This is a genomic window from Pseudomonas paraeruginosa PA7, assembly GCF_000017205.1.
Lineage (GTDB): Bacteria > Pseudomonadota > Gammaproteobacteria > Pseudomonadales > Pseudomonadaceae > Pseudomonas > Pseudomonas paraeruginosa.
In genome coordinates this window covers 5,837,577-5,863,665 of the sequence record NC_009656.1, presented here as the reverse complement: position 1 = coordinate 5,863,665, position 26,089 = coordinate 5,837,577, and the positions used below count along the sequence as shown (strand labels likewise).

The 26,089-nt window shown below is 67.8% G+C and carries 21 protein-coding genes; 12 read left to right on the top strand and 9 right to left on the bottom strand.

The genetic code is table 11. The features are described from left to right. Window positions 1-2,265, top strand: a complete 2,265-nt coding sequence (parC, locus tag PSPA7_RS27175) for a DNA topoisomerase IV subunit A (RefSeq protein ID WP_012077651.1) — start codon at window positions 1-3, stop codon at window positions 2,263-2,265. A 291-nt stretch (window positions 2,266-2,556) separates the two neighbouring features. Next, window positions 2,557-3,267, top strand: coding sequence for a PqiC family protein (locus tag PSPA7_RS27170; RefSeq protein ID WP_003151477.1), 711 nt, complete (start codon window positions 2,557-2,559; stop codon window positions 3,265-3,267). A 54-nt stretch (window positions 3,268-3,321) separates the two neighbouring features. Here the strand turns inward: PSPA7_RS27170 and PSPA7_RS27165 are convergent, their stop codons facing one another. Then, window positions 3,322-3,861 carry a metal-dependent hydrolase gene (locus PSPA7_RS27165; RefSeq protein WP_012077650.1) on the bottom strand — a complete coding sequence of 180 codons (540 nt, stop codon included), beginning with the start codon at window positions 3,859-3,861 and terminating at the stop codon, window positions 3,322-3,324. Further along, entirely contained in the window at window positions 3,858-5,399 is a 1,542-nt protein-coding gene (locus PSPA7_RS27160) for an AhpA/YtjB family protein (protein ID WP_012077649.1), read from the bottom strand. The genes PSPA7_RS27165 and PSPA7_RS27160 overlap by 4 nt, the downstream gene beginning before the upstream one ends. Before the next feature lie 219 nt (window positions 5,400-5,618). On the opposite strand from PSPA7_RS27160, the gene serB reads away from it, so the two are divergent. Then, entirely contained in the window at window positions 5,619-6,833 is a 1,215-nt protein-coding gene (gene serB, locus PSPA7_RS27155; RefSeq protein WP_012077648.1) for a phosphoserine phosphatase SerB, read from the top strand. Window positions 6,834-6,920: 87 nt separating this feature from the next. Here the strand turns inward: serB and fimX are convergent, their stop codons facing one another. From fimX to PSPA7_RS27130, 5 genes are all read right to left on the bottom strand, one after another. Beyond that, window positions 6,921-8,996, bottom strand: coding sequence for a cyclic di-GMP-binding protein FimX (gene fimX / locus PSPA7_RS27150; protein WP_012077647.1), 2,076 nt, complete (start codon window positions 8,994-8,996; stop codon window positions 6,921-6,923). 64 nt (window positions 8,997-9,060) lie between these two features. After that, window positions 9,061-10,884, bottom strand: coding sequence for a cyclic-di-GMP receptor FimW (fimW, locus tag PSPA7_RS27145; RefSeq protein WP_012077646.1), 1,824 nt, complete (start codon window positions 10,882-10,884; stop codon window positions 9,061-9,063). Between the two features lie 316 nt (window positions 10,885-11,200). Beyond that, the gene (gene asd, locus PSPA7_RS27140; RefSeq protein ID WP_012077645.1) at window positions 11,201-12,070 is read right to left on the bottom strand and encodes an archaetidylserine decarboxylase; all 870 of its coding nucleotides are present in this window, start codon (window positions 12,068-12,070) and stop codon (window positions 11,201-11,203) included. A gap of 3 nt (window positions 12,071-12,073) precedes the next feature. After that, complete coding sequence (rhdA, locus tag PSPA7_RS27135) at window positions 12,074-12,889, bottom strand: thiosulfate sulfurtransferase (protein ID WP_012077644.1); 816 nt, start codon at window positions 12,887-12,889, stop codon at window positions 12,074-12,076. A 73-nt stretch (window positions 12,890-12,962) separates the two neighbouring features. Continuing rightward, the gene (locus tag PSPA7_RS27130) at window positions 12,963-14,474 is read right to left on the bottom strand and encodes an HDOD domain-containing protein (protein WP_012077643.1); all 1,512 of its coding nucleotides are present in this window, start codon (window positions 14,472-14,474) and stop codon (window positions 12,963-12,965) included. Between the two features lie 140 nt (window positions 14,475-14,614). On the opposite strand from PSPA7_RS27130, the gene motA reads away from it, so the two are divergent. Both motA and motB read left to right on the top strand, forming a co-directional pair. Then, a complete protein-coding gene (motA, locus tag PSPA7_RS27125; protein ID WP_012077642.1) occupies window positions 14,615-15,466 on the top strand; it encodes a flagellar motor stator protein MotA in 852 nt (283 codons plus the stop codon). 19 nt (window positions 15,467-15,485) lie between these two features. Beyond that, window positions 15,486-16,514, top strand: a complete 1,029-nt coding sequence (gene motB, locus PSPA7_RS27120) for a flagellar motor protein MotB (RefSeq protein WP_012077641.1) — start codon at window positions 15,486-15,488, stop codon at window positions 16,512-16,514. Window positions 16,515-16,518: 4 nt separating this feature from the next. Here motB and rsgA read toward each other — a convergent pair whose 3' ends face one another. After that, complete coding sequence (rsgA, locus tag PSPA7_RS27115) at window positions 16,519-17,538, bottom strand: small ribosomal subunit biogenesis GTPase RsgA (RefSeq protein ID WP_033997502.1); 1,020 nt, start codon at window positions 17,536-17,538, stop codon at window positions 16,519-16,521. Window positions 17,539-17,650: 112 nt separating this feature from the next. Here rsgA and orn point away from each other — a divergent pair, with 112 nt between their 5' ends. After that, window positions 17,651-18,193 (top strand): oligoribonuclease, encoded by a 543-nt coding sequence (orn, locus tag PSPA7_RS27110; protein ID WP_003157127.1) that lies wholly within the window; start codon window positions 17,651-17,653, stop codon window positions 18,191-18,193. A 33-nt stretch (window positions 18,194-18,226) separates the two neighbouring features. Here orn and queG read toward each other — a convergent pair whose 3' ends face one another. Beyond that, complete coding sequence (gene queG / locus PSPA7_RS27105; protein WP_012077640.1) at window positions 18,227-19,312, bottom strand: tRNA epoxyqueuosine(34) reductase QueG; 1,086 nt, start codon at window positions 19,310-19,312, stop codon at window positions 18,227-18,229. 82 nt (window positions 19,313-19,394) lie between these two features. Here queG and PSPA7_RS27100 point away from each other — a divergent pair, with 82 nt between their 5' ends. The 6 genes from PSPA7_RS27100 (at window position 19,395) to hfq (ending at window position 26,077) form a co-directional block, all read left to right on the top strand. Next, entirely contained in the window at window positions 19,395-20,903 is a 1,509-nt protein-coding gene (locus tag PSPA7_RS27100) for a bifunctional ADP-dependent NAD(P)H-hydrate dehydratase/NAD(P)H-hydrate epimerase (RefSeq protein ID WP_012077639.1), read from the top strand. Further along, the gene (gene tsaE, locus PSPA7_RS27095; RefSeq protein WP_012077638.1) at window positions 20,891-21,358 is read left to right on the top strand and encodes a tRNA (adenosine(37)-N6)-threonylcarbamoyltransferase complex ATPase subunit type 1 TsaE; all 468 of its coding nucleotides are present in this window, start codon (window positions 20,891-20,893) and stop codon (window positions 21,356-21,358) included. Before PSPA7_RS27100 ends, tsaE begins: the two co-directional genes overlap by 13 nt. 8 nt (window positions 21,359-21,366) lie before the next feature. Beyond that, window positions 21,367-22,794, top strand: a complete 1,428-nt coding sequence (gene amiB / locus PSPA7_RS27090; RefSeq protein ID WP_003123571.1) for an N-acetylmuramoyl-L-alanine amidase AmiB — start codon at window positions 21,367-21,369, stop codon at window positions 22,792-22,794. After that, on the top strand, window positions 22,794-24,695 hold the full coding sequence (gene mutL / locus PSPA7_RS27085; protein ID WP_012077636.1) for a DNA mismatch repair endonuclease MutL: 1,902 nt from the start codon (window positions 22,794-22,796) through the stop codon (window positions 24,693-24,695). Before amiB ends, mutL begins: the two co-directional genes overlap by 1 nt. Window positions 24,696-24,751: 56 nt before the next feature. Then, a complete protein-coding gene (miaA, locus tag PSPA7_RS27080) occupies window positions 24,752-25,723 on the top strand; it encodes a tRNA (adenosine(37)-N6)-dimethylallyltransferase MiaA (protein ID WP_012077635.1) in 972 nt (323 codons plus the stop codon). Window positions 25,724-25,828: 105 nt separating this feature from the next. After that, window positions 25,829-26,077, top strand: coding sequence for an RNA chaperone Hfq (gene hfq / locus PSPA7_RS27075; RefSeq protein ID WP_003095657.1), 249 nt, complete (start codon window positions 25,829-25,831; stop codon window positions 26,075-26,077). Window positions 26,078-26,089: the final 12 nt, after the last annotated feature.

The window sequence follows — 26,089 nt, the reverse complement described above, 5'->3', positions numbered from 1 at the left end:
ATGAGCGAATCCCTCGATCTGAGCCTGGAAGGGGTCGAACGCCGGTCGTTGGCCGAGTTCACCGAACAGGCCTATCTGAACTACTCCATGTACGTGATCATGGACCGCGCCCTGCCGCACATCGGCGACGGGCTGAAGCCGGTGCAGCGGCGCATCGTCTACGCCATGAGCGAACTGGGTCTGGACGCCGACTCCAAGCACAAGAAGTCGGCGCGCACCGTCGGCGACGTGCTCGGCAAGTTCCACCCGCATGGCGATTTGGCCTGCTACGAGGCCATGGTGCTGATGGCGCAGCCGTTCTCCTACCGCTATCCGCTGGTGGACGGCCAGGGCAACTGGGGCGCGCCGGACGATCCGAAGTCGTTCGCCGCGATGCGCTACACCGAGGCGCGCCTGTCGCGCTACTCCGAGGTACTGCTCAGCGAACTGGGACAGGGCACGGTGGACTGGGTGCCGAACTTCGACGGCACCCTCGACGAGCCGGCCGTGCTGCCGGCGCGCCTGCCCAACCTGCTGCTCAACGGCACCACCGGGATCGCCGTGGGCATGGCCACCGACGTGCCGCCGCACAACCTGCGGGAAGTCGCGTCGGCCTGCGTGCGCCTGCTCGACCAGCCGGGCGCGACGGTCGCCGAGTTGTGCGAACACGTGCCGGGCCCGGACTTCCCCACCGAAGCCGAGATCATCACCCCGCGCGCCGACCTGCAGAAGGTCTACGAGACCGGCCGCGGTTCGGTGCGCATGCGCGCAGTGTACCGCGTCGAGGACGGCGACATCGTCATCCATGCCCTGCCGCACCAGGTGTCCGGTTCCAAGGTGCTGGAACAGATCGCCGGGCAGATGCAGGCGAAGAAGCTGCCGATGGTGGCCGACCTGCGCGACGAGTCGGATCACGAGAACCCGACCCGCATCGTCATCATCCCGCGTTCGAACCGGGTCGATGTCGAGGAGCTGATGACCCACCTGTTCGCCACCACCGACCTGGAGACCACCTACCGGGTCAACCTGAACATCATCGGTCTCGACGGCAAGCCGCAGGTCAAGGACCTGCGCCAGTTGCTCTCGGAGTGGCTGCAGTACCGCATCGGCACCGTGCGTCGACGCTTGCAGTTCCGCCTGGACAAGGTCGAGCGCCGCCTGCATCTGCTGGATGGCTTGCTGATCGCCTTCCTCAACCTCGACGAGGTGATCCACATCATCCGCACCGAGGACCAGCCCAAGGCGGTGCTGATGGAGCGCTTCGAACTCAGCGAGGTGCAGGCCGACTACATCCTCGACACCCGCCTGCGCCAGTTGGCGCGCCTGGAAGAGATGAAGATCCGCGGCGAGCAGGAAGAGTTGCTGAAGGAGCAGAAGCGCCTGCAGACCCTGCTCGGCAGCGAGGCCAAGCTGAAGAAGCTGGTGCGCGAGGAACTGATCAAGGACGCCGAGACCTACGGCGACGACCGCCGTTCGCCGATCGTCGCCCGCGCCGAGGCCCGCGCGCTGTCGGAAACCGAGCTGATGCCCACCGAACCGGTGACCGTGGTGCTCTCGGAAAAAGGCTGGGTGCGTTGCGCCAAGGGCCACGACATCGACGCTGCCGGTCTCTCCTACAAGGCCGGCGACGGTTTCAAGGCCGCCGCGCCGGGACGCTCGAACCAGTATGCGGTATTCATCGACTCCACCGGGCGCAGCTACTCGCTGCCGGCCCACAGCCTGCCGTCCGCGCGTGGTCAGGGCGAGCCGCTCAGCGGACGCCTGACGCCGCCGCCGGGGGCCAGCTTCGAATGCGTGCTGCTGCCGGACGACGATGCGCTGTACGTGATCGCCTCCGACGCCGGCTATGGCTTCGTGGTCAAGGGCGAGGACCTGCAGGCCAAGAACAAGGCCGGCAAGGCCCTGCTCAGCCTGCCCAACGGCGCCGCCGTGGTGGCCCCGCGTCCGGTGCGCGACGTGGAACAGGATTGGCTGGCGGCCGTGACGACGGAGGGGCGTCTGCTATTGTTCAAGGTCTCGGACCTGCCCCAGCTAGGCAAGGGCAAGGGCAACAAGATCATCGGCATCCCTGGCGAACGGGTGGCCAGCCGCGAGGAGTACCTCACCGACCTGGCAGTTCTGCCAGCCGGGGCGACGTTGGTCCTGCAGGCCGGAAAGCGTACCCTTTCGCTCAAGGGCGATGACCTGGAGCACTACAAGGGGGAGCGCGGCCGCAGGGGTAACAAGCTGCCGCGTGGATTCCAGCGTGTCGACAGCCTGCTGGTGGACATTCCGTCGCAGGATTGAAACGAGCCGTTACCGGCTTCCGATTTCCCGCATGCCCGCAAGGGACGGTGAAAGCGGCCTCTTCCGAGGCCGCCTCGGCGGGAAAATGTCATCCTCCTGGCCGGTTTCGCCAGGTTTTCCCCTGAGGCAGGTGGTCCGAAACCGGTTTCGGAATACGCTCTGCCTCTGGAGCTATGGCGCTGGTTAAGGGATGATACGCCCCTTCGGTCGCCGTTTCCGATGGCGGGTGGCCAGTAGAATTCAAGTCTTGCATCAGTAGTGCCGAACTTCGGCGAAATACGGTGGTTCTCGATGAGCGCGTGGCGCGTCTTCGCATGTCTTTCCCTCGTCAGCCTGCTCGGGCTGGCGGGTTGTGCGGTCAATCCGCCGGCCCAGCTCTACCAGCTGGACGTCGGTGCCGCCGCGGTTCCGAAAAAGGATGGCGGTGCGGCTGTCCTGCTCGGCCCGGTACAACTGGCTGACTATCTCAAGCGCGATGTGATGGTGCAGCGCCAGGCCGACGGCATTCTCAGCCTGTCCACCGAGGCGCGCTGGGCGGGCAACCTGGAGACCAATGTCAGCCAGCAACTGCTGCGGCAGATGTCCAGCGAGCTGGGCAGCAGCCGCCTGGCGCTGTTCCCGGAGAAGCCCGGCTTCACCCCGCAGGTGCAGGTGATGCTGACCATCAGCCGGCTCGACTCCGGCCCCAAGCAGCCAGCGGTGATCGAGGCGCGCTGGCGCCTGCTGGACCAGAAGGGCGACCTGAAGGACAGCCGGGTGTTCCATGAGGAGGAGCAGCACCAGGGCAGCATCGGCGACCAGATCCGTGCCCAGAGCGACCTGCTCAAGCGCCTGGCGGCGCAGTTGGCCAAGGACGTCAAGCCGATCGCCGTGGCCGCCGAGGCGCCGCCGCCGGCGACCGCGCGCAAGCCGGCGGCCAAGCCGAAGGCCAAGGAAGAGGAAGGTCCGAAAATGCCGCTGGTGGTGCCGATTCGCACCGATGCCGAGGTCTATCGGTTCTGATTGTCGATAGCCGACCAGAAAAGAGCCCCGCCGAAGCGGGGCTTTTTCGTTTCGTCAGTCCGGGCGGCGTCGCAACAAGGCACGCAGGCCTGCCCCGGCGAGCGCCACGCCCAGGCATGGCAGCCAGACCCAGCGCGCCTCCGATTGCAGTACCAGCAATCCGCGTTCGCTGAGGAAGCGCGACAGGCCGATGGGCGACACGGCGATCGGATGGAAGGGCATGAAGTAGCGACTATCGCTCCACGGCCAGAACCAGGCGACGCCCAGGCCGCCGTTGGTCATCGCGTCCAGCAGGCTGTGCGAGGCGGTGGCCAGGGCTACCCACAGGCCGGCCTTCAGCGGGCCGCTGTGCAGCGGCCGGCAGGCAAGAGCGGCGAACATGCCGAGGAGCGCGGCGAACAGCAGCGAGTGACTGAAGCCGCGGTGGCCGAAGGCGTCGTGGTAGGCGATGCCGAGCTTGAAGGCGACCACGTCGAAGTCCGGCAGGCAGGCGGCGAGCATGCCGGCCAGCAACAGGCGCGCTGGAATCGCCCGGCTGCCGAGCGCCAGCCCCACTGCCAGGACCGGCAGCGGGTGGGTGATCAGGGTGGTCACGGACGGACGCGGTCGTGCATGCGCGCCAGCTGGCGCTCGAGCATCGACGGGTAGGGCTCGAGCAGGCGCTCCACGCAGCAGGCGCCTTCAGGGCTGGCGATGGCGCGGATACGCGCTCGTTCGCGGAGCACGGCGTCGTCGGCGATGCTGCGCTCCACCAGCAGCAGGTTGCGGCTGTGCTGGTTGAGGGCGAGGGCGTTCTGCACGGTCTCGTTGAGCAGCAGGTCGGCCTGGCTCAGTTCGCTGAGATCCTCGCCGAGGCTCAGGCCCAACTGCAGTTGCAGGGTGATGCCGCTGTCGGCGACCTCGATCTGCAGGGCATGGCCGAGGGCGCGCATCAGCTCGCCGCAGCAGAGCGCGTTGGTCAGGTAGTCGGCGCGGTTGTCGCGGCTGTGGAAGAGGATCAGGCTGCCGCCGTCGCTGAGGGTGTGCAGGCTGCCCTTGTACTGGCGGGCGGCCTGCTCCAGGCAATCGCGATAACGTTGCAGCAGGTCCACCAGGCGGCTGCGCGGCAGGCGGCGCAACTGTTCCTGGGCGCCGAGCTGGATCGCCAGCACGGCGCTACGCTGCGGCTCGCGCGGGGCGCTCGGCGTCGCGGCGGGCTGTCCGGCGCTTGCGTCGTCGGTTTCATCGAAGGCGTCCTGGTCCAGCGGGTCTTCGTCGATAGAGGTGAACTCCACCGGCTTGCTGTCGTCGAGCAGGCCGTCGCCCAGCGGGATGTCGTCTTCCTCGAAGGCCGAGGCCTCGACCTTGCGGCTGCGCAGGTCGGCCTCGTCGTCCTCCAGCAGGATGTCGTCGAAGTTCTGCGGCAGCGGCGCTTCTTCCGGCTCCGGCGCCGGTGGTTTTTCCGGCACCAGGCGCTCTTCCAGGTCGCGGGCCAGATCGCCCAGCTCGTTCTGCAGCTCGGCGCCGGGCGCCGGGTTGTCCGGATCGCGCAGCCAGACCCGCAATTGCAACAAGGGCGTGGAAATCTGCCGGCCCAGGCGCAGGCTGAAATACAGCGCGAGGATCAGCAGGATCAGGCTGATCAGTCCCATGCTCTGCAGGCTGATCATCATCGGTTGCTGGAACTGCTGCATGTCCAGGCTGATGCGCAGGTGCCCGGCGATCACTTCCTGGAAGGTGATCGGTGTCGAGTAGAGTCCTTCGGTGGCACCCAGCAGGCTCTGCTTCGGACGGCTGCCGGCCTCGGCGAGGATGCGTTGGTCGACGCTGTAGATCGCCGCGTGGGCCACCAGCGGGTTCTTCACCAGGTTGTTGAGCAGCACGTTGAGACTGAGGATGTCGTTGGAGACCAGCAGCTCGGTGGCGGAGGCGGCGGTCTGGGTGATCAGGCTCTGGCCCAGGGCGTCGGCCTGCTGCTGCATGGCCTGGCGGAACTGCATGCCCATGACCCAGGCATAAATGAGCAGGGCCAGGGCCACCAGAATCAGGCTGTGGCTGGCGAGCCGCAGGGCGATCGGGACACGGCGCTGGCGCAAGGCGCGATACAGCAGGAGAAAGAAATTGTCGGGCTTGACGGACGTGGGCCGGGTCACAGGGGGCTCGGTCTTCTGAAATAGAGGTATCGCGCAGTATAACCAGCGCCCCCTTGGGGGCAAAGGGCCGTTGACGCGCTTTCCAGGCCGCCGCGCGGCGGTTTCGCGGGTTTTCCCGGCGGTTCCGACCGATGGTGGCGGCAAATGCCGACGCCGGTTGCTCTCGGCTGTGTGGGAAAGCGGGTAGAATGGCGTCTTTTACCTGGCGGAGCGTACGCCTTGCGCGAAATTGTCCTGATCAACATCACCGGGGAAGATCGCCCCGGCCTCACCGCGACCATCACCGGCGTGCTGGCCCAGGGTGGGGTGAATATCCTCGACATCGGCCAGGCGGTGATCCACGACACCCTGTCGTTCGGCATCCTGGTGGAGATCCCGGATACCGAGGCCGGCTCCTCGGTTCTCAAGGACGTGCTGTTCACCGCCTACAAGCTGGACCAGCAGGTGCGTTTCACCCCGGTCTCGGAAGAGGACTACCGGCAGTGGGTCGAGGGCCAGGGCAAGGCGCGGCACATCGTGACCCTGCTGACCCGGCGGGTGACCGCCGAGCAGTTGCAGCGGGTCAGTTCGATCACCGCCAAATATGCGCTGAACATCGACCATATCGATCGCCTCTCCGGCCGCATGCCGCTGGACACTCCCGCCGACCAGGGCAAGGGCTGCATCGAGTTTTCCGTGCGTGGCGAACCGGCCGATCCGGCGGCCCTGCGCGCGGAGTTCCTCAGCGTCGCCCAGGAGCTGAACGTCGACATCGCCTTCCAGCAGGACAGCGTGTTCCGGCGCAACCGCCGGCTGGCGGTGTTCGACATGGACTCGACGCTGATCGAGGCGGAAGTCATCGATGAGCTGGCCAAGGCCGCGGGTGTCGGCGAGAAGGTCGCGGCGATCACCGAGCGGGCGATGCGCGGCGAGCTGGACTTCCGCGCCAGCTTCAAGGAGCGCCTGGCACTGCTGCAGGGGCTGTCGGAGGACGTGCTGGCGGAGATCGGCGCCTCGCTGCGCCTGACCGAGGGGGCGCAGACGCTGTTCGCCGAGCTCAAGCGCCTGGGCTACAAGACCGCGATCCTGTCCGGCGGCTTCACCTATTTCGCCCGCCAGTTGCAGGCGCAGCTGGGCATCGACTACGTGTTCGCCAACGAGCTGCAAATCGTCGACGGCAAGGTCACCGGGGTGGCGGTCGAGCCGATCGTCGACGCCCAGCGCAAGGCCAACCTGCTGCGCGAACTGGCGGCGAAGGAGGGGCTGAGCCTGGAGCAGACCATCGCCGTGGGCGACGGCGCCAACGACCTGCCGATGCTCGGCCTGGCCGGCCTGGGCGTGGCCTTCCGCGCCAAGCCGCTGGTCAAGCAGTCGGCGAAGCAGGCGATCTCCACCCTGGGCCTGGACGGCATCCTCTACCTGCTCGGCTACCGCGACCGCGAAGGGCGGGCCTGAGGCCGGCGGGCACCTCTTGGCGGCCCGGCAGCCACGAGCCAGGTCGGTAGAGCGGAAAAAGCAACGGGCGCCTTGGGCGCCCGTTCTTCATTCGTCTCCCGAGGAGAAGTCGTAGTCCATCGCCTGGCTCGGCCCCTGCAGGTAGTAGCCCTGGATATAGGTGGCGCCGGCCTGCCACAGGGTGGCGAGGACGCTGGCGCTTTCGACGAAGGGTACGATGCTGAGCTTTTCCTGTTCGTGCAGGTCGGCGATCAGGCCCTTGAGGATGTCCTGGTTCTCCGCCTGGTTGAGGTCCTGGACGAACGAGCCGTCGATCTTGATGAACTGCACCGTCAGGTGCTTCAGCGCGTTGAACGGGTTCAGCGAGCAGCCGAACTGGCTGATCGCCGCCTGGCACTGCAGGGTGGCCAGGCCCTGGGTCAGCTGCTTGGCCTGCTTCAGGTAGCTGGTGGCGTCGGCCTCGCTGATCTGGAACACCAGCGACTCCGGCGGCAGGCGCGCGGCCTTCAGCGCCACCCCGAGCCAGGGCAGCAGGCCGGGGTCTTGCAGACTGGCGCTGGAGAGATGGACGAACAGCTTGGTCTGGTGCCCCTTGGCGCGATGCTCGGCGAGCAGCTTGATCGAGTTGAGGATCACCCAACGGTCGATCTTCTCCGCCAGCCCGGCTTCCTTGGCGGCATGCAGGAATTCCGCCGGTGGCACTTCCTGGCCCTGTGGATTGAGCAGGCGCAGGAGCACCTCGTAGTTCTCGTGGCTGTCGCCGCGCAGGCTGATGATCGGCTGGAACAGCAGGCGGAAGCTGTTGGTGTCCAGCGCCTGCTGGAGAATCGCGATGACGTCGCCGCGTTGGGCGGCGGCGGCGAGTTCTTCCGCCGGGTTGTACTGCTTGATCTGCGAACCGCCCTTGCGCGCCGCCTCGTCGGCGCAGCGGTGCGCGCGGTTCATCAGGTCCTGGGCCTTGGCGGTCTTCTCGTCGAAACCGGCGACGCCGATGCTGAGGGTCGCCTGGGCGCTGCGGCCGTTCAGCTCGAACAGGTGGTTCTCGACCTTCTTCAGCAGCCGTTGCAGGGCCGGTTGCGCCTGCTCGGGCGTCCTGCCCTTGAACAGGGCGGCGAAGATCGAGTCGCCGAAGCGCGCCAGGTCGGCTTCCTCGCCGAACTGCTCGCGCATCAGGCCGGCCAGTTGGCCGAGCAGCAGGTCGATGCCGGAAAGACCGTGGTCGGCCTGCAGCGAGGGGTAGCCGTTGAGGTGGATGTAGGCCAGGGTCGACGGCTTGCGCGCGGTGACGGCCTGCTGCACGGCACCGTCCAGCAGGTCGAGGAAATGGCTGCGGTTGTAGAGCCCGGTGACCGGATCCTGGCTGCTGACTTCGCGGAGCTTCTCTTCCAGTTCGGCGTTGTCGACTTCGCTGCGGATCACCACCTGGATGCAGGGTTCGCCGTCGTAGGTGGCGGCGGACAGGCTGATGCGCGCCTTGAACTCCTGGCCGTCGAGCTTGACCCCGGTGCAGACCAGCTCGGTCTGGCGCTGGTCGTTCTGGTAGCCCTTGAGGAAGTCCTTGAAGGCGCCCTGGTCGCAGGAGGCGATCAGGTCGATCACCGGCAGGCCCTCCAGCTCCTCGGCGTCCTCGTAGCCGAACAGCGCCATGTAGGAGCGGTTGGCGTAGATGTGCATGCCGTCGTGGACGTAGGTGATGGCGTCGACCGAGCTGTCGAGCAGCAGCTGGCAGCGTTTCTCCGCTTCGCGCAGGGCGAGTTCGGCGGCCCGTCGCGCGCGGCGCTCGGCGAGGCCGGCGAGTTCGCGGTTGGCGACCAGCACCAGGCGCTCGTCCTCGCCTTGCGGCAGGGCGTCCTGGGCGCCGAGCATCAGCGCCTCGGTGATGGCGTCGGAGCCGTTGTCGGCGACCAGCTGGATGAACGGGATGTCGCGCGACTGGCGGCGCAGGGTGGCGAGCGCCTCGCCGGGGTCGAGGCATTCGCTGTCCGGTGCGGCGATCAGCAGATCCCAGCTCTGCTGGAGGGTTTCGGCGAGGTCCTCGGGGGATGTCAGTCGATGTACGCGGGTCGCGTGGCCGGCATTGCGGAACAGACTGACCAGGCGTTCGGCTTCGTTCTGCGAGTCTTCCAGAATCAGCAGGCGGATGGTTTTCTTTTCGATGGCCATGGAAAGGGCTCAGTCCGCGTCCGGGCGGGCGCGAAAAGACGACGAATGGAGGTGTCGGGGCAATCTACAGAGACTTCCAGAGCGAGTCAAAATCTTCCTCCCCCGCGTGCGGCTGGGCCACCGGCGCTGTGACCGGCTTATCGCTCGGGGTGTTCACCGGTTCCGCCGAGCGGTATTCGAACTGGCTGAAGCTGCCGGTCGAGGTCTGTCGGCGGTTGAGCAGTGCGCGGCGCTCCTCGCCGTGCAGATTGATCTGTACCCGGCTGCCTTCCTGGAACGGCAGGCGCGGGGTGATCACCGTCGCCGGCCGCGAGATCGCGGCGATCGCGGGCAGCAGCAGGGCGCGCAGGTAGTGGCTGCTCTGCTCGGTCTTGCGCAGCAGTTGCAGGCCGCAGGGCTGGGCCGCCGGGGCGATCATCTCGATGCCCATCTGCGTGCCGCCGTTGCGCACCTGGCGGATCCAGCGCACCACCGCGATGCTCCAGGCCTGGCCGGGGAGGTCCTGGAGGCCGACCAGTTCGCCGGCCTGCAGTTGGGCGGGCACCTCCTTCGGCCAGCTCAGGCAATAACCGCCGGGACTGTGGTTGACGATGGGCAGGGCGTAGGTCGGGTAGTCCTCGGTGGCGTCGGCCTGTGCGTGGGCCTGCGGGTGCCCGGGTTGCCCACCGCGGGGCGACTGGTGCGGGCGATATTCGATTTCCTCCAGCGGCATGCCGGGCTGCCAGTCGGTGACCTTCTGCGCATCGAAGGCGCCGGCCCAGGCGTCCTGGACCTCGGCCTTGAAGCGAGGCGCCTCGGGCGCCTCCTGGATCTGCAGGACCTCGTTGAACGGCCGGCGTCCGGCGAGGAAGTAGTGCAGGGCGCTCATGCCGATGCACAGGGTCAGCTGGCCCTGTCCCTGGGTACGCTGGAAGGTGCGCTCGGCGATGTCGCCCCAGGCCGAGGAAAGATGCTGGAGGAGGTCCACGGTGACCCCTTCGATCAACGGCAGGCGCGCCTTCGCGCGTTCGGCCTCGGGCAGCAGCAGGTATTCGCGGATCAGGTCGACCAGGGGTTGGGGGTCGATGCCCAGTGCGTTGGCCTGCGGGTTCTCCGGGTACAGCGAGCGGTAGCGTGGCGGGCCGTCGATCTGCGGCACGGCGACGAACAGCGAGCCGGGTAGCGCCGCAGCCTGTATCGATAGCAACTGGCTCCACGGCTCGAGGACTTCGGCGAGCCGGGCGATATTGTTCTGGCGCATCTGGTTGCAGCGCGCGCAGCCCAGCAGCAGCGGAATCAGGTAGGCCTGTTCGACGCTCAGGCCGCGGGTGTGCTTGGCCAGTTCGTCGCGCACGGCGAGGCGGTGCACGCCGCGCTGGCTGGCCAGTTGGTAGAGCTGGTGCAATTCCAGCCACAGCCCTTCGGGCACCGGGCAGTACAGCTGGTTGGCGCGGACCAGCGGCCCGCACAGGCTGCGGATTGCCCGCTGGATACCGACCGCCAGCAGTTGCGCGCGCTCGCGGTTGTTGCGCGGCGCTTCCTGCACGACGATCAGCTTGTAGCCGATGGCCAGGTGGTTCTGCAGCGCCTGGCAGAGATTGGCGATCTTGCGTGGGCGCTCGTCGAGGACGATGGCCTGGTTGAGGAAGTGCCGCTCCAGGTGGGAGCAGACGAAATGAACTTCCGGACGGAACAGTTCGAGCAGTTGCAGGCGTGCCTCGGCGGGCAGCACCAACTGGTTGAGTTCGATCAGGCCCTGGTAGAGCTGGCGCGCGGTTTCCCCGAGGTTGGCCTTGGGCAGGTGCGCCAGCCAGTACCTGATGTCCTTCGGGGTGGCGTCGCAGAAGCTCAGGTTCTGCTGCGTCGGAGTGGGGACGCGCAACGAGAGGTGGGGGCTCTGGTTTTCCATGGGGGGTTAGACGGCTCCGCTACTTGAAAGGCTCCGCAGGGCACGACGCCCCGGAGAGGTGCCGGACATCCGATCGCCGCGGCTGCGCCCCTGCTTTCTTAACACGGGGAGCTGATTCAACGTCGTGGCCAGGCGAGGAACTGTGCGGCAGTCCGCTTTCCTGGACATCGGGCCGGCGAACCGGTCCCGCCTAGGACTTTTCCGAACTCTAGCAGTATAGAAACGGACTCGCAGCTTCTCGGACGACGCGGTCCCGCCGGTAACGCCCGGCGGGGAAGATGCGGGACGGAACCCTGCCGGGCCCGGTCCCGGGGGCTCAGGCCTGTTTCGGCAGCGCCAGGCATTCGCCCATGCGCACCGGGGTGGCTGCGCCGAGGCCTTGCGCGAAGGCGACCTGTTGCGGGCCGAACAGGACGATGGCGGTGGAGCCGAGCTTGAAGCGGCCCAGTTCGGCGCCTTTCTCCAGGTGGATCGGCGCGCGTGCGGCCTCGTCGTAGCGGAAGGTCTTCAGCTCGCGCTTCGGCGGCGTGACCAGGCCGGCCCAGACGGTCTCGATGGAGGCAACGATCATCGCGCCGACCAGCACCACGGCCATCGGTCCGCGCTCGGTGTCGAACAGGCAGACCACCCGTTCGTTGCGGGCGAACAGCTCGGGGACGTTTTCCGCGGTGGTCCGGTTCACCGAGAACAGCCGCCCGGGCACGTAGACCATCTCGCGCAGAGTGCCGGCCAGCGGCATGTGCACGCGGTGGTAGTCGCGCGGCGACAGGTAGACGGTGGCGAAGTCGCCGCCCATGAACGGCGCGGCCAGTTCGGCATCGCCGCCGAGCAGTTCGGCCAGGCTGTAGCTGTGGCCCTTGGCCTGGAAGATCCGCCCGTGCTCGATCGGGCCGAGCTGGCTGATCGCTCCATCCGCCGGGCAGAGCACCGCGCCGGGCTCCTGGGCCGGCGGGCGGGCGCCGTCCTTCAGGGCGCGGGTGAAGAACGCGTTGAAGTGTTCATAGGCCTGCAGGTCCTCGACCTGCGCCTCGCGCATGTCGACCTGGTAGCGCCGGGCGAACCAGGCGATCAGGCGGTCCTTGAACCAGGTCGCACGGCAGTCGGCGGCGAAGCCGACCAACCGGGACAGCAGATGGTGCGGCAGCAGGTATTGGCAGCAGATGAACAGGCGATCTTTGAACGACATTCCTCAAACCTCTACAGGGGTATCGGGGTGGTTGCCCCATTCCGACCAGGAGCCGGCGTAGCCTTTGACCCGCGGGTAGCCCAGGGCCTTGGCGACCAGATAGGTGAAGCCGGAGCGATGATGGGTCTGGCAGTGGGTGATCACTTCCTTGTCCGGCGTGATGCCGAGGTCCTCCAGGACCTCGGCGATATCCGTGCGGATGCGCAGGGCGCGAGCCGGGTCCATGCCGGCGGTCCATTCGAAATTGATCGCGCCGGGCACGTGCCCGGCCTTTGCTGCGAGCACCTTGGTGCCGGCGTATTCGCTGGGGTTGCGAGCATCCCATACCGCCAGGTCGGCGGCGCCGAGGCGGCTTTGCAGGTATTCGCGGGTGGCGGTGGGCTCGTCGTGCAACGTCAGCGGCAGCGGGCCGCCGGCAGGCGCCGGGACCTCGCGGTCGAGCGCCCGGGTCTCGGCGAGCCAGGCCGGCAGGCCACCGTTGAGATAGTGGTAGCGGTGGTGGCCGATCACGTCGAGCAGCCAGATGAAACGGCCGGCCCAGCCGCCGCCTTCGTCGTCGTAGACCACGTAGGTCGCCTGCGGGCGGTGGCCCAGTTCGCCGAACAGGGCTTCCAGGTCGGCCTTGGCCGGCAGCAGGCCGGGTGCCGGGGGTTGTCCCCACTGGGTGCGTTTGGGATCGACGAAACGCGCGCCGGGGATGTGCCCTTCGGCGTAGCGGGTGGCACTGGTCAGGTCGACCAGGATCAGCTCGGGCGCGCCCAGGCGCGCCTCGAGATCGCTGGGCTCGATCACCAATGGCAGGTCGGAGAAGACGGACATGCGAGTACCCCCGGGTTGGAAAGGGCAGCAGTTTAACGGAAAGCGTGCCTGTCCAGTGCGCCGGGCTGGCCGTTCATTCCGTCCGACGCTGGCGGCCGAACTGCTGGACCGCGCGCTCGGTGCATTGGGCGGTCTTGGCGAAGGCCTGGGCGTGAAGGTCGCTGAATGGCTGGCCGGCGAGGTCGGCGAGGAGCAGCATCACCACCCGCGTACCGTTGCCCAGCGAGCGCAGCAGCAGGTGTGGACCGGGGAACCGCTGGCGCAGCGGCTCGGGGAGGGCCGGCAGCAATTGATCCTGGTTGTTCGGGCCGATGCGCAGCAGGGCCGGTTGCTGGAACAGCTTCTGCAGCAGCGGGCTGCCGGCAATCTCCAGTTGCAATTTCTCCTGGCCGGGTTCGAGGCCGGAGGTCTGCTGCGCCTGCAGATGCATCTGGGTACGGTCGGCGACCAGCAGCATCACCCGTTGCAGGCCGCAGGCGCGCAGCGCATCGCGGGCGCAGGCGGTGAACTGCACCATGTTGCTGAAGGGACTCGGTTCGCGCAGCAGCTCGGCGCAGTGCCTGCGCCATTCGGCCAGGGCTTCCGCCGAGGGCGGCGGCGGCGGTGCCGCCTCGGCCCGCCAGCGGCGCGTCTGCCAGGGCCAGATCAAGGCCACCGCCGGATGCCACAGCGGCGGCCGGGCGTGCAGGCGCGCGCTCTGCGCGGCGAGCATGTGCACCTGCTGCTGGACTTCGGTCAGCGGCTGGCCCAGGTAAAGGCCGGTCAGGCGCTGCCAGCGCAGCATGTGCGGCCCGTCCCAGCTCTGGTGCGCGGCGATGGCCAGGCCGTTGGCGAGGAGAGTGCAGTTGGCCGGCTGGGTCAGCCAGCGGGCGAGATCGGGCTGGGCATCGAGTTGCTGTTGCTGGAGCAGGGGCGACTGGTGGTCGCGGGCGATGCGCAGGGCCCGGACCAGCAGGCGCCGGTCGCAGGCCAGCAGGCGATAGCCCTGGATCACCCACTGCGGCAACCGCCAGCGCTCGGCCAGCGCCAGGCAGATCGGCAGCAGGCGCATGCCGAGCAGTTCGCGCTCCACCCGCAAGGTCGGTTCGCCCTGTACCAGCACGCGCTGCTGCCACTGCTCCAGCAGTTGCGGTCGGGCGTTGGCCAGGGCCCAGACCGGCGCCATGGTCAGCAGGCTGCCCCAGTGGATTTCCTGCCAGAGTCGGGCCAGGCGCGCGCCGAACAGGCCGCTGGCCTGTTGCATGGCGTGCTGGCTGATCAGCAGCATCTGTGCGAGGACGCGGGGCATGTCGGCATCCTGGATGCTCGGCAGGGTCTTCAGAAGTTGGCTCGCGCGCGCCAGTCCCAGGCGACTGAGGGCGACCTCCAGGCTTTCCGCCGGATTGTCGCGGGCGCTTTCGGCGCGGTTGGCCTCGCGCAGGATGGACAGCGCCAGGGTCGGGCTGCCCTGCAACTGGTCGGCGATATCGCGCAGCGAACGGCGGCTGTCGCTCAGCGCGGCATGCAGGCTGGCGTACTGGCTGGCGGGGATCGGCAGGGGTTGCCGGTCGAGTTCTTCGAGCCAGGCGGCGAGGCGGTCTGTCATGGGTGTCGGGCTCGGTCTCGGCGAGGCGGCGAACTGGCTTTTCGAGTATTCGGACTATAGTCTTGCGGCTAGCTACCGATAACAAGAGGGAGCCTAGCAGTCCCCCTCCTTATCCTGTTCATTTCGTACGTCCGGTCCTCATGTCAAAAATCATCGGCATCATCGTCGTTTTCGCCAGCGTCCTCGGAGGCTATCTGCTCTCCGGTGGCAAGATCGGCGCCATCATCCAGCCCTTCGAGGTCCTGATCATCGGTGGCGCGGCCCTCGGGGCCTTCCTCCAGGCCAACCCCGGCAACACCTTCATGGTGGTGCTGAAGAAAGCGCCGAAGATGTTCGGCCATCGCTTCACCCAGACCTTCTACCTGGAAGTGCTGGGCATGCTCTACGAGATCCTCAACAAGAGCCGGCGCGAGGGCATGATGGCGATCGAGGCGGATATCGAGGACCCCTCCGCCAGCCCGATCTTCAGCAAGTACCCGGGGGTGCTCAAGGACGAGCGGATGACCGCCTACGTCTGCGACTACCTGCGCATCATGTCCTCCGGGAACATGGCGCCGCACGAGCTGGAAGGCCTGTTCGACATGGAGCTGTCGAGCCTCAAGGAGGACCTCGAGCACCCGTCCCATGCGGTGACCAAGGTCGCCGACGCCCTGCCGGGCTTCGGCATCGTCGCCGCGGTGCTGGGCATCGTGATCACCATGGCGCTGCTCGGCGAGGGCAGCCAGGCGGAGATCGGCCACCATGTCGCCGCCGCGCTGGTCGGGACCTTCCTCGGCATCCTCGCCGCCTATGGCTTCGTCGGCCCGCTGGCCGGCGCCCTCGAGCACGACGCCAAGGAGGAGCTGAACCTGTTCGAGGCGATCAAGGCCTGCCTGGTCGCCTCCGCATCCGGCATGCCGCCGTCGCTGGCCGTCGAGTTCGGCCGCAAGGTACTGCTGCCCGGCCATCGGCCGACCTTCGCCGAACTCGAGCAGGCCGTGCGCGGCCGCTGAGTGGAGGCATAGTCGATAGATGGACAACAACCAGCCGATCATCGTCAAGCGCGTCAAGCGCTATGCCGCCGGCCACCACGGCGGCTCGTGGAAGATCGCCTTCGCCGACTTCGCCACGGCGATGATGGCGTTCTTCCTGGTGCTCTGGCTGCTGTCGTCGGCCACGCCGGAGCAGAAGAAGGCGATCTCCGGCTACTTCCAGGACCCCATCGGCTTCAGCGAAAGCGCCAGTCCCTACGTCATCGACCTCGGTGGCACGCCGACGCCGGCGCCGGACAAGACCCTCAACCCGCAGGTCCAGGCCCAGCCCGACTCCAACGAAAGCCGGATCAGTCCCGAGCAGGACCACCAGGTCAACGCCGACCAGGCCGAGAGCCTGGCCGAGCAGGTGGAGCGCGAGCGCCTGGCGCTGTTGCTGCAGGAGTTGCAGAACAAGGTCGACGAAAATCCGATGCTCAAGGACTTCAAGGACCAGATCCACTTCGAGATCACCCGCGACGGCCTGCGCATCCAGATCGTCGACGCCGCCAACCGGCCGATGTTCGATCTCGGCAGCGCGCGCCTGCAGCCGTATTTCGAGGACATCCTGCTGGCGATGGCCGAGACCATCCGCCAGGTGCCGAACAAGATCAGCATCAGCGGCCACACCGATGCCAAGCCCTACGCCGGCAACGGCGACTTCGGCAACTGGGAGCTGTCGGCCAACCGCGCCAACGCCGCGCGCCGCGCGCTGGTAGCCGGTGGTTATCCAGAGACGCAGATATCCCAGGTGGTCGGCTACGCCTCGGCGCGACTGTTCGACGACAAGGACCCGTTGAACCCGGTCAACCGGCGGATCGATATCGTGGTCCTGACCCGCAAGGCACAGAAGGCCATCGAAGGCGAAACCGGCGCACCCGCGGCGGCTCCAGCCGAGCAGCCGGCGCCTCCGGCCGGCGCGCCGGCGACGGGCGCCCAGCCGCCGCTGCCGGCGGACGAGGTGCAGAAGAAGCTCAACCTGTTCGACGATGGCGGCAGCCTGAAGCTGGATCAGATCAGGGGCAATTGAATCTTCAGTAGTCCGCTTCCGGCATGCTCGCCAGAATGTGCCGGTAGCTGGCCATCCGTTGCGGCATGATGCGGCCGTCTTCCAGGGCCTGGAGCAGGGCGCATCCCGGTTCACGGTCGTGCTTGCAGTCGCGGAAGCGGCAATGCCCGAGCAATTCGCGGAATTCGATGAAGCCGGCCTCGACATCGTCGCGCGACACGTGGCCCAGGCCGAACTCACGGATGCCGGGCGAGTCGATCAGGTCGCCGCCGCCGGGAAAATGGAACAGGCGCGCGGTGGTGGTGGTGTGGGTACCCTTGCCGGTCACCGTGGAGAGATCGCCGACGCGGGTGTCGACGCCCGGCAGCAAGGCATTCACCAGCGACGACTTGCCGACCCCGGACTGTCCGACGAAGACGCTGACGTGGCCGTCGAGAGCGCCGCGCAGTTCGTCCATGGCCAGGCCGTTGAAGGCCGAGACTTCGATCAGCGGATAACCCAGGGTGCGGTAGACATTCAGCAACGCATCGATGTCTTCTGCATTGCTCTCGTCGACCAGGTCGGCCTTGTTCAGGAGCAGCAGCGGCTGGATGCCGGCATGTTCGGCAGCGATCAGGTAGCGATCGATCAGGTTGGCGTGGGGCTCGGGGCGTGGGGCGAAGACGATGACTATCCGGTCGACATTGGCCGCCACCGGCTTGAGCAGGCCGCGCATGTCCGGTCGGCACAGCTCCGAGCGCCGCGGCAGTTGCGCGACGATCACGCCGATGCCCTGGTTGCCGGCGCGCCAGACCACCTGGTCGCCCGTCACCAGCGCCGGCAGGTTGGCCCGCAGGTGGCAGCGCGAGACCTGGCCGTCGGTCGACTCGACCTCGACCTGCACCCCGAAGTGGGCGATCACCTGGCCGGTCTGCTCCGGCCCCAGGTCGCCACCTTCCAGCTCCTCGACCGCGCGCGACTCGCGGCGCGCCGCCCGGGCCGCGCGTTCTTCCTGGATCTTTTCGATGCGCCAGCTCTGCCGGCGGGTCAAGTGGCGTCTGGCCATGATGCGTCCGCAAGAAAAATCGGCGGCGAGTTTAGCATGGGCGCGACGCCACCATTCGCGCGGCGGCGTTCCACGCTAGAATGCACGGCATAGCGACTGGAGCGACTCCCCCATGCAGAACCCGCAGAACCTTATCTGGATCGACCTGGAGATGACCGGCCTCGATCCGGACCGGGACGTCATCATCGAGATGGCCACCATCGTCACCGACAGTGACCTCAACACCCTGGCCGAAGGCCCGGTGATCGCCATCCACCAGCCGGAGGAAGTCCTCGCCGGCATGGACGAGTGGAATACCCGCCAGCACGGCCAGTCCGGGCTCACCCAGCGGGTCCGGGAAAGCACCGTGAGCATGGCCGAGGCCGAGGCGCAGACCCTGGCCTTCCTCGAGCAGTGGGTGCCCAAGCGCAGTTCGCCGATCTGCGGCAACAGCATCTGCCAGGACCGCCGCTTCCTCTATAGGCACATGCCCAGGCTGGAAGGCTATTTCCACTACCGCAACCTCGACGTCTCGACCCTCAAGGAACTGGCCGCGCGCTGGGCGCCGCAGGTCCGCGAAAGCTTCAAGAAGGGCAACACCCACCTGGCGCTGGACGATATCCGCGAGTCGATCGCCGAACTGCGCCACTACCGCGACCACTTCATCAAGCTCTGATCCGCCCTGTCCGGGCGGCAGGCGCCGGCCGGGCTAGGTTTCCCCGTGGCGCCTCAGCGCCCATTCCACGTGCTCGCGGACCAGTTCCGAAGGATGCTCGCGGCGCGCCTTCAGCGCTTCCAGCACCGGGATGGTCGAGGGCGCGTTGCCCAGCCCCACCGCCAGGTTGCGCAGCCAGCGCTCGTAGCCGGCGCGGCGCAGCGGAGAACCCTCGGTGCGGCCGAGGAACTCCTCTTCGCTCCAGAGGAACAGTTCGGCAAGACCGGCATTGTCCAGGCTGTGGCGCGGCTGGAAGTCGCCCTGCCCGGTGGGACGGGCGAAGCGGTTCCACGGGCAGACGATCTGGCAGTCGTCGCAGCCGAATACCCGGTTGCCGATCAGCGGCCGCAGCTCCAGCGGGATCGCACCCTTGTACTCGATGGTGAGGTAGGAAATGCAGCGCCGCGCGTCCAGCCGGTAGGGGCCGACGAAGGCGGCGGTCGGGCAGATGTCCAGGCACGCGGAGCAGCGCCCGCAGTGTTCGCTGGCCATCGCCGGATCGACCGGTAGCGGCACGTCGACGAACAGCTCGCCGAGGAAGAAGTAGCTACCGGCCTTGCGGTTGAGCACCAGGGTGTTCTTGCCGATCCAACCGAGCCCGGCCTGCTCGGCGATGGCCTTTTCCAGCACCGGCGCGCTGTCGACGAAGGCGCGGAAACCGAACGGGCCGATCTCGCCCTGGATGCGCTCGGCCAGTTGCTGCAGGCGCTTGCGGATCAGCTTGTGGTAGTCGCGGCCGAGTGCGTAGCGCGATACGTAGGCTTTTTCCGGGGCCGCCAGGACCTGCGCCATGCGTGTGTCGCCGGGCAGGTAGTCCATGCGCAGGGAAATCACCCGCAGGGTGCCGGGGACCAGCTCGGCCGGACGCGAGCGCTTGCTGCCGTGCGCCGCCATGTAGTCCATTTCGCCGTGGTAGCCCGCTTCCAGCCAGCGCTGCAGGTGCCCTTCGTGCTCGCCCAGGTCGACATCGCCGATGCCGACCTGCTGGAAGCCCAGCTCGCGGCCCCAGTCCTTGATGGACTGGGCGAGGCGGAGCGGGTCCGGCGGGGAAAGGCGGTCGGCCAGCGGCTGGGGAGTCATGGCGATTCGATGAAGACGAGGGAAAGCGAATGGGTACAGGTATAATTCTGCCAGACTGCGCGTCCGACGCCGAATCGATCCGATGACCATGACCTTCCAGCACGACGACCTGCCACTCGCCCTCTATTCCGCCGCCCAGGTGCGCGACCTCGATGCGCGCCTGATCGCCGCCGGGACACCGGGCTTCGAACTCATGCAGCGCGCGGCCCATGCCGCCTGGCGCGCATTGCGCCGGCGCTGGCCGGAGGCCGGGGCGCTGACCGTGCTCGCCGGGCATGGCAACAATGCCGGCGACGGCTACCTGGTCGCGGCGCTGGCGCAGCGCGCCGGCTGGCGCGTGCGGGTGCTGGCGGTCGCGGCGGCGGATCGTCTCTCCGGCGATGCCGCGCAGGCCCATGCCACGGCCCTGGATGCCGGCGTCGCGGTGCAACCGTGGAGCGAATGCGCCGAACTCGAGGGCGTGCTGGTCGACGCCATGCTCGGCACCGGCCTGGCCGGCGCGGTCCGCGAACCTTTCGCCCAGGCGATCCGCCTGGCCAACGCCGCCGGCCTGCCGGTCCTGGCGGTGGACATCCCTTCCGGCCTGAGCGCCGACACCGGCGCGGTATTGGGGGAGGCGATCCGGGCGGACCTGACGGTGACTTTCGTCGCGCTGAAGCTCGGGCTGTTCACCGGCGAGGCGCCGGAACGGGTCGGTGAACTGGTATTCGACGACCTGGGCGGCGACGCCGCCGCGGTCGCGACGCTCCCGCCCCTGGCGCGGCGCCTGGCGCACCGCGACCTGCCAAGGTTGGCGGCGCGGCCGCGGACCGCCCACAAGGGGCTCTTCGGCCATCTGCTGGTGGCCGGCGGCGACGCCGGGATGGGCGGAGCGGTGCTGCTGGCCGCGGAAAGCGCCCTGCGCTGCGGCGCCGGCCTGGTCTCGGCGGCGACCCGCGTCGAACACGTACCGGCGCTGCTGGGCCGTTGCCCCGAGGTCATGGCCCATGGCGTGGCTTCGGCGAGCCAGTTGCTGGCTCTCGCCGAACGCGCCAGCGTGCTGGTGCTCGGTCCCGGGCTCGGCCAGAGGGCCTGGGGGCGCAGCCTGCTGAGCGCCGCCCGGGGGCGGCCATTGCCGCAGGTCTGGGATGCCGACGCGTTGAACCTGTTGGCCCTGGAACCGGTCGGAGCAGGGCCGCAGGCGTGGATCCTGACGCCGCATCCCGGCGAGGCCGCGCGCCTGTTGCGCCGCACGACCGCGCAGGTGCAGGCGGATCGCCCGGCTGCGGCGCTGGAATTGGCGCGTCGCTATCAGGCGGTGGTGGTACTCAAGGGCGCCGGCAGCCTGGTCGCCTCGCCCGGCGGTCGTCTCGCCGTCTGTTCCCGGGGGCACCCGGCGATGGCCGGAGCCGGCCTGGGCGACGTACTGTCGGGTGTCATCGGTGCCTTGCTGGCCCAGGGCATGGCGGCGTTCGACGCGGCCTGCCTGGCGGTCTGGCTACACGCAGCCGCCGGTGAGCGGCTGGGCGCCCAGGGTCGCGGGCTGGTGGCGACCGATCTCGTACCTACCGTTCGTCAGTTGCTCGAGGAGTGCAGTCCGTGTCTGAAGTGATCCTGTCCGCCGAAGGGGAAGACGCGATGGTCGAACTGGGCGGGCGCATCGCCCGGGCCAGCGGCGGGCAGGGGGTCATCTACCTGCACGGCGACCTCGGCGCCGGCAAGACCACCCTCTCGCGCGGCATCCTGCGCGGCCTCGGCCATGCCGGCTCGGTGAAAAGCCCGACCTTCACCCTGGTCGAGCCCTACGAAATCGGCGAGCTGCGCGCCTACCATTTCGACCTGTACCGGCTCGCCGATCCGGAGGAACTGGAGTTCTTCGGCATCCGCGACTATTTCGATGGCAGCGCGCTCTGCCTGATCGAGTGGCCCGAGCGCGGCGCGGGCGTTTTGCCAACCGCTGATCTGGACATTACCATTACTGCCCAAGCGGGTGGACGGACACTGCGCCTGGTACCGCATGGTGCGCGGGGCGAAGCCTGGTGTGCCACCCTGACCATGGGAGCATGAGAAAAACGATGGGTTGGGGCTTGCGTCTGCGGACGTTGTTGACTGGGGTGATGATTCTGCTGGCCTGTCAGGTCGGCGAGGTTCTGGCCGCCGCGCAAATCAAGAGCGTGCGGATCTGGCGCGCTCCGGATAACACCCGTCTGGTCTTCGATCTCTCCGGCCCGGTGCAGCACAGCCTGTTCACCCTGGCCGCGCCCAACCGTATCGTCATCGACGTCAGCGGCGCCCAACTGGCGACCCAGCTCAACGGCCTCAAGCTCGGCAACACCCCGATCACCGCGGTGCGCTCGGCCCAGCGCACGCCGAACGACCTGCGCATGGTCCTCGACCTGTCCGCCCAGGTCACCCCGAAGAGCTTCGTCCTGCCACCCAACCAGCAGTATGGCAACCGCCTGGTGGTCGATCTCTATGACCAGGGCGCCGACCTGACCCCGGACGTGCCGGCGACACCGACCCCGAGCGTGCCGGTCACCCCGGTGACACCGACCCAACCGGTGGCCAAGCTGCCGCTGCCGACCAAGGGTGGCACCCGCGACATCGTCATCGCCATCGACGCCGGGCACGGCGGCGAGGACCCCGGCGCCCTCGGCCCGGGCGGCCTGCACGAGAAGAACATCACCCTGTCGATCGCCCGCGAGTTGCAGCGACAGATCAACCAGGTGCGCGGCTACCGTGCCGAACTGACCCGCACCGGCGACTACTTCATCCCGCTGCGCAAGCGCACCGAGATCGCCCGCAAGAAGGGCGCCGACCTGTTCGTCTCGATCCATGCCGACGCCGCGCCGAGCCGCAGCGCCTTCGGCGCCTCGGTGTTCGCCCTGTCCGACCGCGGCGCCACCTCGGAAACCGCGCGCTGGCTGGCCGACAGCGAAAACCGTTCCGACCTGATCGGCGGCGACGGCAGCGTCAGCCTCGGCGACAAGGACCAGATGCTCGCCGGCGTGCTGCTCGACTTGTCGATGACCGCGACCCTGTCGTCGAGCCTGGATGTCGGGCACAAGGTGCTGACCAATGTCGGACGCATCACCTCGCTGCACAAGCGGCGGGTGGAGCAGGCCGGATTCATGGTGCTGAAATCGCCGGACATTCCCTCGATCCTGGTGGAAACCGGCTTCATCTCGAACGTCAACGAGTCGCGCAAGCTGGCCAGCGCCAGTCACCAGCAGGCCCTGGCGCGTTCGATCACCAGCGGCATCCGCCAGTACTTCCAGCAGAGCCCGCCGCCCGGCACCTACATCGCCTCGTTGCGCGCCCAGGGCAAGCTGTCGATGGGGCCGCGCGAGCACGTGGTGCGGCCCGGAGAGACCCTGGCGATGATCGCCCAGCGCTATGAAGTGAGCATGGCCGCGCTGCGCAGCAGCAACAGCCTGTCCAGCGACAACCTGAAAGTCGGCCAGGCCCTGTCCATCCCGAGCACCGCCCTGGCGGCCCAGTGATGAGCGAAGCGCCGCGTATCCAGCTGCTCAGTCCGCGGCTGGCGAACCAGATCGCCGCCGGTGAGGTGGTCGAGCGTCCCGCCTCGGTGGCCAAGGAACTGCTGGAGAACAGCCTCGATGCCGGCGCCCGGCGTATCGACGTGGAAGTCGAGCAGGGTGGCGTCAAGCTGCTGCGGGTGCGCGACGACGGTCGCGGCATCCCCGCCGATGACCTGCCGCTGGCCCTGGCTCGCCACGCCACCAGCAAGATCCGCGAGCTGGAAGACCTGGAGCGGGTGATGAGCCTCGGCTTCCGCGGCGAGGCGCTGGCCTCGATCAGCTCGGTGGCGCGCCTGACCATGACCTCGCGCACCGCCGACGCCGGCGAAGCCTGGCAGGTGGAGACCGAGGGCCGTGACATGCAGCCGCGAGTGCAGCCGGCGGCGCACCCGGTGGGAACCAGCGTCGAGGTTCGCGACCTGTTCTTCAACACCCCGGCGCGGCGCAAGTTCCTGCGTGCGGAGAAGACCGAGTTCGACCATCTGCAGGAAGTCATCAAGCGCCTGGCGCTGGCCCGTTTCGACGTGGCTTTCCACCTGCGCCACAACGGCAAGACCATCTTCGCCCTGCACGAGGCGCGCGACGAGCTGGCCCGCGCGCGCCGGGTCGGCGCGGTGTGCGGCCAGGCGTTCCTCGAGCAGGCGTTGCCGATCGAGGTCGAGCGCAATGGCCTGCACCTGTGGGGCTGGGTCGGCTTGCCGACCTTCTCCCGCAGCCAACCGGATCTGCAGTATTTCTATGTGAACGGGCGCATGGTGCGCGACAAGCTGGTCGCCCACGCGGTGCGCCAGGCCTATCGCGACGTGCTGTACAACGGCCGGCACCCGACCTTCGTGCTGTTCTTCGAGGTCGATCCGGCGGTGGTCGACGTCAACGTGCATCCGACCAAGCACGAAGTGCGCTTCCGCGACAGCCGGATGGTCCATGACTTCCTCTATGGCACCCTGCATCGCGCGCTGGGCGAGGTTCGCCCCGACGACCAGCTCGCGCCGCCCGGGGCGACCAGCCTGACCGAGCCGCGTCCGACCGGTGCCGCCGCCGGCGAATTCGGCCCGCAGGGCGAGATGCGCCTGGCCGAAAGTGTGCTGGAGAGCCCGGCGGCGCGGGTGGGTTGGAGCGGCGGTGCATCCTCGTCCGGCGCTTCCTCCGGCTATTCCGCCTACACCCGGCCGGAGGCGCCGCCCTCGCTGGCCGAGGCCGGCGGCGCCTACAAGGCCTACTTCGCGCCGCTGCCCGCCGGCGAGGCGCCGGCCGCGCTGCCCGAAAGCGCCCAGGACATCCCCCCGCTGGGTTACGCCCTGGCGCAACTCAAGGGCATCTACATCCTCGCCGAGAACGCCCACGGCCTGGTGCTGGTGGACATGCACGCGGCCCACGAGCGGATCACCTACGAGCGCCTCAAGGTGGCGATGGCCAGCGAAGGCTTGCGTGGTCAGCCGCTGCTGGTGCCGGAGTCGATCGCGGTCAGCGAGCGCGAGGCGGATTGCGCCGAGGAGCACTCCGGCTGGTTCCAGCGCCTGGGCTTCGAGTTGCAGCGATTGGGCCCGGAAACCCTGGCGATCCGACAGATCCCGGCGCTGCTCAAGCAGGCGGAGGCGACCCAACTGGTACGCGACGTCATCGCCGACCTGCTGGAGTACGGCACCAGCGACCGTATCCAGGCGCATCTGAACGAACTGCTCGGGACCATGGCCTGCCACGGAGCGGTCCGTGCCAATCGGCGCCTGACGTTGCCGGAAATGAACGCCCTGCTGCGCGACATGGAAATCACCGAGCGCAGCGGCCAGTGCAACCATGGGCGTCCGACCTGGACCCAACTGGGCCTGGACGAACTGGACAAGCTCTTCCTGCGCGGCCGCTGAGCTTGCGGCTTCGGGCGCAAAGCCCGAAGCTATGCGCTTTGTCCAAGAGCTTTCCGATGCCTTCCCTGCCTCCCGCCATCTTCCTCATGGGGCCGACCGCCGCCGGCAAGACCGACCTGGCGATGGCGCTGGCCGATGCGCTGCCCTGCGAGCTGATCAGCGTCGACTCGGCGCTGATCTACCGCGGCATGGATATCGGTACGGCCAAGCCTTCCCGGGAGTTGCTGGCGCGCTATCCGCACCGCCTGATCGATATCCGCGACCCGGCCGAGAGCTATTCGGCCGCCGAATTCCGCGCCGACGCCCTGGCGGCGATGGCCGAGGCCACCGCGCGCGGCAGGATTCCCCTGCTGGTGGGGGGCACCATGCTCTATTACAAGGCGTTGCTCGAAGGCCTGGCCGACATGCCCGGTGCCGATCCCGAGGTGCGCGCCGCGCTCGAGGCCGAGGCCCGGGCCGAAGGCTGGGAGGCGCTGCATCGGCAACTCGCCGAGGTCGACCCGGAGTCGGCCGCGCGAATCCATCCCAACGATCCGCAACGGCTGATGCGGGCGCTGGAGGTCTATCGCGTCGGCGGCGTGTCGATGAGCGAACTGCGTCGCCGGCAAAGCGCTGAAAAGGCGGATTTTGACGCGTCAGGCAGGAATCAATTGCCGTATACTGTCGCCCAGCTGGCGATTGCTCCCGAGCAGCGCCAGGTGTTGCACGCGCGGATTGCGCAGCGTTTTCGCCAGATGCTGGAACAGGGTTTCATCGCCGAGGTCGAAGCACTGCATGCCAGAAGTGACTTGCATGCAGGATTACCGTCTATTAGAGCCGTGGGTTACCGTCAGGTGTGGGATTACCTGGACGGCAAGCTGTCCTACGCTGAAATGACCGAGCGCGGCATCATCGCAACCCGCCAGTTGGCCAAGCGCCAGTTCACCTGGCTGCGAAGCTGGAGCCATCTACACTGGATGGACAGCCTAGCAGGTGACAATCTGCCGCGTGCCTTGAAATACCTGAAAACGGTCTCCATATTGGCCTGAGACCTTAATTTGTCCGTCTGTTTCCGGAGCGAGTCCGGAGGTTTGGACGGCGCCAAGTCACCCTATTCGACTACTCAAACTACGATCCTTAAAGGAGTGCGGCACATGTCAAAAGGGCATTCGCTACAAGACCCTTACCTCAATACCCTGCGGAAAGAACGCGTTCCGGTTTCCATCTATCTGGTCAACGGCATCAAGCTGCAGGGCCAGATCGAGTCGTTCGACCAGTTTGTCATCCTGCTGAAGAACACCGTCAGCCAGATGGTTTACAAACACGCGATCTCCACCGTGGTACCGAGCCGTCCGGTGCGTCTGCCGAGCGGCGACCAGCCGGCCGAGCCGGGCAACGCTTGACGGGAGTCCGCT

Coding starts and splice junctions, on each gene's coding strand:
- PSPA7_RS27130 (WP_012077643.1), bottom strand. CDS start 14,474: ATGACAGACCGCCTCGCCGCCTGGCTCGAAGAACTCGACCGGCAACCC.
- motA (WP_012077642.1), top strand. CDS start 14,615: ATGTCAAAAATCATCGGCATCATCGTCGTTTTCGCCAGCGTCCTCGGA.
- rsgA (WP_033997502.1), bottom strand. CDS start 17,538: ATGGCCAGACGCCACTTGACCCGCCGGCAGAGCTGGCGCATCGAAAAG.
- PSPA7_RS27170 (WP_003151477.1), top strand. CDS start 2,557: ATGAGCGCGTGGCGCGTCTTCGCATGTCTTTCCCTCGTCAGCCTGCTC.
- fimX (WP_012077647.1), bottom strand. CDS start 8,996: ATGGCCATCGAAAAGAAAACCATCCGCCTGCTGATTCTGGAAGACTCG.
- mutL (WP_012077636.1), top strand. CDS start 22,794: ATGAGCGAAGCGCCGCGTATCCAGCTGCTCAGTCCGCGGCTGGCGAAC.
- orn (WP_003157127.1), top strand. CDS start 17,651: ATGCAGAACCCGCAGAACCTTATCTGGATCGACCTGGAGATGACCGGC.
- miaA (WP_012077635.1), top strand. CDS start 24,752: ATGCCTTCCCTGCCTCCCGCCATCTTCCTCATGGGGCCGACCGCCGCC.
- PSPA7_RS27100 (WP_012077639.1), top strand. CDS start 19,395: ATGACCATGACCTTCCAGCACGACGACCTGCCACTCGCCCTCTATTCC.
- queG (WP_012077640.1), bottom strand. CDS start 19,312: ATGACTCCCCAGCCGCTGGCCGACCGCCTTTCCCCGCCGGACCCGCTC.
- hfq (WP_003095657.1), top strand. CDS start 25,829: ATGTCAAAAGGGCATTCGCTACAAGACCCTTACCTCAATACCCTGCGG.
- parC (WP_012077651.1), top strand. CDS start 1: ATGAGCGAATCCCTCGATCTGAGCCTGGAAGGGGTCGAACGCCGGTCG.
- fimW (WP_012077646.1), bottom strand. CDS start 10,884: ATGGAAAACCAGAGCCCCCACCTCTCGTTGCGCGTCCCCACTCCGACG.
- rhdA (WP_012077644.1), bottom strand. CDS start 12,889: ATGTCCGTCTTCTCCGACCTGCCATTGGTGATCGAGCCCAGCGATCTC.
- motB (WP_012077641.1), top strand. CDS start 15,486: ATGGACAACAACCAGCCGATCATCGTCAAGCGCGTCAAGCGCTATGCC.
- asd (WP_012077645.1), bottom strand. CDS start 12,070: ATGTCGTTCAAAGATCGCCTGTTCATCTGCTGCCAATACCTGCTGCCG.
- amiB (WP_003123571.1), top strand. CDS start 21,367: ATGGGTTGGGGCTTGCGTCTGCGGACGTTGTTGACTGGGGTGATGATT.